This is a genomic window from Sphingobium sp. LMC3-1-1.1, assembly GCF_040676285.1.
Classification (GTDB): Bacteria; Pseudomonadota; Alphaproteobacteria; order Sphingomonadales; family Sphingomonadaceae; genus Sphingobium.
Window position 1 is genome coordinate 1 of record NZ_JBEGHQ010000032.1, and the last position, 1152, is coordinate 1152.

A 1152-nucleotide genomic window follows, 5' to 3' on the forward strand; every position below is an offset into this window, starting at 1 on the left:
TGTGCGCTAACCGCAAGGAGGCAGCAGACCACGGTGGGATCAGCGACTGGGGTGAAGTCGTAACAAGGTAGCCGTAGGGGAACCTGCGGCTGGATCACCTCCTTTCTAAGGATCGTGACGAAAGCGCTGGCTCTGGAAGTCAGAAGAGCTTCGTCATTTCCAAAGAACATTGCCGCCGTCCTCATGTCCCTTCATCACTGGAAAATGCGCCTCGCAAGGGGCGCATCTGCCTGGGCACTGCCCTGTTTGGTTTGCGCCAACGAAGCCTGCAGGGCTTCGCAAGGCCGAACGGCCGCCCGAGATTGGCCCCCATCAAAGTATTACTTTGACGGGACCCATTATGCGAGGCAAGCCAAGCCGACGGATGTCGGCGCCGGCGCTTGAGGCTGAACAAACAACGGGCCGGTAGCTCAGGTGGTTAGAGCGCACGCCTGATAAGCGTGAGGTCGGAGGTTCAACTCCTCCCCGGCCCACCATGACTTTGGCTGGGGGCTTTAGCTCAGCTGGGAGAGCGGTTGCTTTGCAAGCATCAGGTCATCGGTTCGATCCCGATAAGCTCCACCAAGGTACTGCATAGCGATGTTTGGCGGAAAGCAGCAGAAGATTTCCAGAGATGAAGAGTAGCGGTTTTGCTGGCTTGCCAGCAATTATGAGGCGCTGATGCGCCTCTCTTTGACATTGTGAATGGGTTTTTTAATCGATGCCGTGGCGACATGGTTCGGTTTTGCGGTCTTTACGGCCAAGAAGCTGAGCGATGATCGTACACAAATGATTATCTGGCTGAGTTAAATCACCACACCGAATATGCTGATGCAGTGCTTCTCCAGTGCTGTCATTGGTGGTGTGGACTCTCAAGCGTGAGGTAAGGGCATCTGGTGAATGCCTTGGCATGTACAGGCGATGAAGGACGTGGCACGCTGCGATAAGCGTGGGGGAGCTGTGAGCAAGCTTTGATCCCGCGATTTCCGAATGGGACAACCCACCTTCACCATTTAAGGTCTGCCCTGTGGCGACACAGGTTAGGCGTTAAATGGGAGAGGTATCACTAAGCTGAATAAAATAGGCTTTGGTGAAGCGAACCCGGGGAACTGAAACATCTCAGTACCCGGAGGAAAAGACATCAACCGAGATTCCGTTAGTAGTGGCGAGCGA

Annotated in this window: 2 tRNA genes and 2 rRNA genes; all 4 read left to right on the forward strand. The window is 54.7% G+C overall.

The annotated features are described in order from the left end of the window. Positions 1-105: ribosomal RNA gene (locus MRBLMC3_RS16165) — 16S ribosomal RNA — on the forward strand; the annotation flags it as partial. Between the two features lie 294 nt (positions 106-399). Next, positions 400-476: transfer RNA gene (locus tag MRBLMC3_RS16170), tRNA-Ile, on the forward strand. A gap of 12 nt (positions 477-488) precedes the next feature. Beyond that, positions 489-564, forward strand: a tRNA-Ala gene (locus tag MRBLMC3_RS16175). A 288-nt stretch (positions 565-852) separates the two neighbouring features. Next, positions 853-1152 (forward strand): 23S ribosomal RNA (locus MRBLMC3_RS16180); the annotation flags it as partial.